This is a genomic window from Nitrobacter sp. 62-13 (assembly GCF_001896955.1).
Taxonomy (GTDB): Bacteria; Pseudomonadota; Alphaproteobacteria; order Rhizobiales; family Xanthobacteraceae; genus Nitrobacter.
Map to the genome: position 1 here is coordinate 14,285 of NZ_MKRN01000028.1, position 4,347 is coordinate 18,631.

At 61.8% G+C, this 4,347-nt stretch carries 5 protein-coding genes; 3 read left to right on the plus strand and 2 right to left on the minus strand.

Annotation, left to right across the window (positions count from 1 at the left end):
• The coding region (gene dapB / locus BGN91_RS03935; protein WP_292610710.1) for a 4-hydroxy-tetrahydrodipicolinate reductase at positions 1-596 on the plus strand (596 nt) is incomplete at its 5' end.
• Positions 597-798: 202 nt separating this feature from the next.
• Positions 799-1,422, plus strand: a complete 624-nt coding sequence (locus BGN91_RS03940) for a 2,3-bisphosphoglycerate-dependent phosphoglycerate mutase (RefSeq protein WP_292610712.1) — start codon at positions 799-801, stop codon at positions 1,420-1,422.
• 240 nt (positions 1,423-1,662) lie between these two features.
• On the opposite strand, the gene BGN91_RS03945 is transcribed toward BGN91_RS03940, so the two are convergent.
• Both BGN91_RS03945 and BGN91_RS03950 read right to left on the minus strand, forming a co-directional pair.
• On the minus strand, positions 1,663-2,571 hold the full coding sequence (locus BGN91_RS03945) for a bifunctional helix-turn-helix domain-containing protein/methylated-DNA--[protein]-cysteine S-methyltransferase (protein ID WP_292610720.1): 909 nt from the start codon (positions 2,569-2,571) through the stop codon (positions 1,663-1,665).
• A gap of 55 nt (positions 2,572-2,626) precedes the next feature.
• Entirely contained in the window at positions 2,627-3,148 is a 522-nt protein-coding gene (locus BGN91_RS03950; RefSeq protein ID WP_292610714.1) for a DUF2244 domain-containing protein, read from the minus strand.
• 22 nt (positions 3,149-3,170) lie between these two features.
• Between BGN91_RS03950 and nth the strand changes: the two genes are divergently transcribed.
• Positions 3,171-4,067 (plus strand): endonuclease III, encoded by an 897-nt coding sequence (gene nth, locus BGN91_RS03955; RefSeq protein ID WP_292610716.1) that lies wholly within the window; start codon positions 3,171-3,173, stop codon positions 4,065-4,067.
• Positions 4,068-4,347 lie beyond the last annotated feature (280 nt).

Below are 4,347 nucleotides of genomic sequence, written 5' to 3' on the forward strand. Positions count from 1 at the left end.
TCCTGGATTTTACGGTTCCGGCGGCGACCATCGCGAATGTCGCCATCGCCGCCGAGCGCCGGCTGGTTCACGTCATCGGCACCACCGGCCTGTCGGCGTCGGATATGGCGGTCATCAAGAGCGTGACCTCCCGCACCGTGGTCGTGCAGTCGGGCAACATGAGTCTGGGCGTCAATCTGCTCGCCGCGCTGGTGAAGCGGATGGCGCAATCGCTGGACGAAAGCTTCGATATCGAAGTTCTTGAAATGCATCACCGGGCCAAGATCGACGCGCCCTCCGGCACCGCGCTGATGTTGGGGCAAGCGGCGGCAGACGGCCGCAAGATCGTGCTGGACCAGCACGCGGCGCGTGGGCGTGACGGGATCACCGGCGCCCGCAAATCGGGCGACATCGGTTTTGCCTCGCTGCGCGGAGGCACCGTGTCGGGAGACCACAGCGTCATCTTCGCGGGCCCTTATGAGCGTATAACGTTGTCTCATCATGCCGAAGACCGGATGATCTTCGCGCATGGTGCGTTGAAAGCCGCAAAGTGGGCGCACGGCAAGGCACCCGGCCTTTATTCGATGGCCGACGTGCTGGGACTGGGCGACATTTAGCATCTGGAGCGGAATGAGAAAAAGTGTGGTGCGGTTTCCGCCCGCATCCCGCTTCCTAAGATATTATAGCGTTTTCGAGCGAAGCGGATACCGGTTCGCGTGAAGAAAGCGCGTGAAACAACAATCTAGAGCTTAACTTCTGATTCAATCAGAAGCGAAGCTGGAATCGGTATCAAGACTAAAGAAAGCGGGAACAGGCAGAATGAGCGAACGTCTTCTGGTGCTCGTGCGTCACGGCCAGAGCGAATGGAATTTGAAGAACCTGTTCACGGGCTGGAAGGATCCCGATCTGACCGAGCTCGGCGTGGCTGAGGCCAGGGAGGCAGGACGCAAGCTGAAGGCGCAGGGTTTTGTGTTCGACATCGCCTTTACCTCGCTGTTGATCCGTGCCGAGCATACGCTCGACCTCGTGCTGGAGGAGTTGGGCCAGACCGGAATTCCGGTCAGGAAAGATCAGGCGTTGAACGAACGGGACTACGGCGACCTTGCCGGCCTCAACAAGGACGAGGCTCGAAAGAAATGGGGCGAGGAGCAGGTGCTGATCTGGCGTCGGTCGTATGACGTGCCGCCGCCCGGCGGCGAGAGCTTGAAGGATACTCTGGCGCGCACGCTGCCGTATTTTGTGCAGGAAATCCTGCCATGCGTGCTGCGCGGCGAGTGCACGCTCGTTGCGGCACACGGCAATTCGCTGCGCGCGCTCGTCATGGTGTTGGAAAAGTTGTCGCCGGAGCAAATTCTCAAGCGCGAACTTGCAACCGGTGCGCCCGTGATCTATCGGCTGAATGCCGACGCGACCGTGGCCTCGAAGCTTGATCTCGCGGCCTGAAAGGCCTTTAGAGCATGATCCCGAAAAGTGGAAACCGGTTTTCGGAGAAGATCATGCTCAAACAAAAGGAAAAGCGAGGAGTCTGATTCAACTCGGTTGAAACAGACTCTCGCGTGTTTTCGAGCGAAGCGTGTCCTCGGGCTCGACCCGGGGAATACCGGTTCGCGTGAAGAAAACGCATCAGATCAAATCTTGGAGCCAGCTTCTGATTCAGAAGCGAAAGTCTCTGCGATAGAGGCCCTACTCGGGGCTGATCTGTCCGGCTTCCCAACCCAGCATCGCCTGCTTGCGGGTGATACCCCAGTGATAGCCGGTCAATGCGCCGCTCTTGCCGAGCACGCGATGGCAGGGCACCACGAACGATATCGGGTTCTTGCCGACCGCGGCGCCGACCGCGCGCGACGCCTTCGGGCGATCCAGGTCGGCAGCGATGCTTGAATAGGTCGTGGCATTGCCCATCGGGATTCTGAGCAGGGTCTGCCAGACCCGGACCTCGAAGTCGGTGCCGATCAGGACCACGCGCAGCGGCTGATCCGCTCGCCAGAGATTCGTATCGAACACACGCTGCGCGAGCGCAGCCGTTCGGACGTGGTCCTCGACATAGGTTGCATTGGGCCAGCGCCGCTTCATATCGCTCAAGGCGGCCTGCTCCTCGCCGGGGTCGGCGAAAGCGAGTCCGGCAAGGCCGCGGTCGCTGGCGATCACGATCGCGGCCCCGAACGGCGAAGGATGAAAGCCGAAGGCGAGCCTCGTGCCTGCACCGCCGTTCTTCCATTCGCCGGGCGACATTGCCTCATGCGTAACGAACAGGTCGTGCAGGCGGCCCGGCCCCGACAGGCCGGAGTCAAGGGCTGCATCGAGCACGCTGGCCGACTTGCGCAACAGCCCCCTGGCGTGGTCGAGCGTCAGCGCCTGCATGAAGGCTTTCGGCGTCAGCCCGGCCCAACGGCGAAAGAGGTGATGCAGTTCATCCGGCGTGACGCCGGCGGCATCGGCCATCGCTTCGACCGTCGGCTGGGTGCGCCAGAATTTTGAGATGAAGGCGATGGCGCGCCGTACCGAATCGTAATCGCGCAACGCAGCAATTTGCGGACCTGGCCTTGCGAGGCGCGGATCGGTCAGGGCCAGGTCTTTTGCAAACGTCATCATGGCCTGGATGTAGAGCGGCTGCCATGTCGCAGCCACCCGATTCCCGTGATGGCCGCTAGAGCGGGTTATAAATCGGACCGCGTTTCGCGATCTGGAGCGCATTGGAGAAGGCTTTGACGAAACTCGATTTTTCGTCCGGGCCAAGAAAGTTCGCGATCGAGATCCGGCGGCCGCGCGAAACCAGATAGAGCCGCTCGATGCCGAATTCCTCGTGCACGATCTTTTCGAGATGCACCCATAGCGGATTGGAGACCCACTCGACGATATGACCGCGGTGTGTGGTGCGGCGCACCCGCAACTCGAGGTGCGTGATGGAGATTTCCTCGGTGGCTCGGGCGCGCTGGAAGTTGATGCGGAAAGCCCAATAGACGGCGAGAACGTCGAGACCGAAAAAGCCGAATACCGGCCACGCCCCCATCATCAGGAAGATCATTCCCGCGGCGAAACTCACCAGCGTCAGAACCGCCATCATCACCATGAAACGGGCGCGATTCAACGAACGGTGCGGCGTCAGCAGCGCCGAAAACAGCGTCTGCTCGGCAAGCTCCGGACCAGCCAAGTTACTGTCTAATGTCATAGGATGCCACTATACCACGATCATGTCGAAAAACACCCGCCGCACCTTTGCAACGCTGAGGCCCGCTCTCGCCCGGACCGCCAAACCCAAGAACGGCCCTGCGGCGGATTCTCGGCCGCAAAAACCCGTTGCGGCGAAATCGAGGCAGGCTCCGGCGGCAAAAAAGCTGCGGAAACCGGTGCCGACATCCGAGGCGAAAGCCGTCGCCAAGGCCGTCCGGCCCGCCGCCAAGCCTCCTGTCAAGCCCGTGCGAGGGTCGGCGGCGCGCATGCCGCCCTTCAGACCCTGGACGCGGGCCGAAGTCCGGGACGCCTTCACGCGTTTCCGCAACGCTAATCCCGAGCCGAAGGGCGAACTCGAACATCTCAATCCCTACACGTTGCTCGTTGCGGTGGTATTGTCGGCGCAGGCGACCGACGCCGGCGTCAACAAGGCCACTCGCGCGCTGTTTGCGGCCGCCGACACACCCGCCAAGATGCTGGCGCTCGGCGAGGAGAAGGTCCGTGATTACATCAAGACCATCGGGCTCTATCGCAACAAGGCGAGGAATATTATCGCGCTGTCGGAAAAACTGCTGGCGGATTTCAACGGCGAAGTCCCGCGCAGCCGCGCCGGAATCGAATCGTTGCCCGGCGCGGGCCGCAAGACCGCAAACGTGGTGCTGAACATGGCTTTCGGGGAGCACACGATGGCGGTTGACACCCATGTCTTCCGCGTCGGCAACCGCACCGGCATGGCGCCGGGCAGAACGCCGCTCGAGGTCGAACTCGAACTGGAGCGCGTGATCCCCGACGAATTCATGCTGCATGCGCATCACTGGCTGATCCTGCACGGACGCTATACCTGCCTGGCGCGATCACCGCGCTGTGCCGTGTGCCTGATTAACGACCTGTGCCGCTGGCCGGAAAAGACGATCTAGAGCGCGCTCGCTCATCGATCGCCGTCGGGGGCGGGGTCACAACCCCGGCCTGCCGCGGGAAAACCTGCGTGCCCCATAAAACGCGAACACCCGCGTTCGGGTTCCGGGCCGAATCATCGGCGCAAAAATAAAAAGGTCCCGGTGGAAACCGGGACCTTGATTGCTGCGGCAAGGAAGCTGAGCTTACTTGTCCGTGCGCTGCTTCAGCGCGGTGCCGAGGATGTCGCCCAGCGTCGCGCCCGAGTCGGACGAGCCATATTGCGCGATGGCTTCCTTCTCT

Bases quoted from the DNA above. Each gene is read 5' to 3' on its own strand.
- BGN91_RS03950 (WP_292610714.1), bottom strand. From the start codon at position 3,148: ATGACATTAGACAGTAACTTGGCTGGTCCGGAGCTTGCCGAGCAGACG.
- nth (WP_292610716.1), top strand. From the start codon at position 3,171: ATGTCGAAAAACACCCGCCGCACCTTTGCAACGCTGAGGCCCGCTCTC.
- BGN91_RS03940 (WP_292610712.1), top strand. From the start codon at position 799: ATGAGCGAACGTCTTCTGGTGCTCGTGCGTCACGGCCAGAGCGAATGG.
- BGN91_RS03945 (WP_292610720.1), bottom strand. From the start codon at position 2,571: ATGATGACGTTTGCAAAAGACCTGGCCCTGACCGATCCGCGCCTCGCA.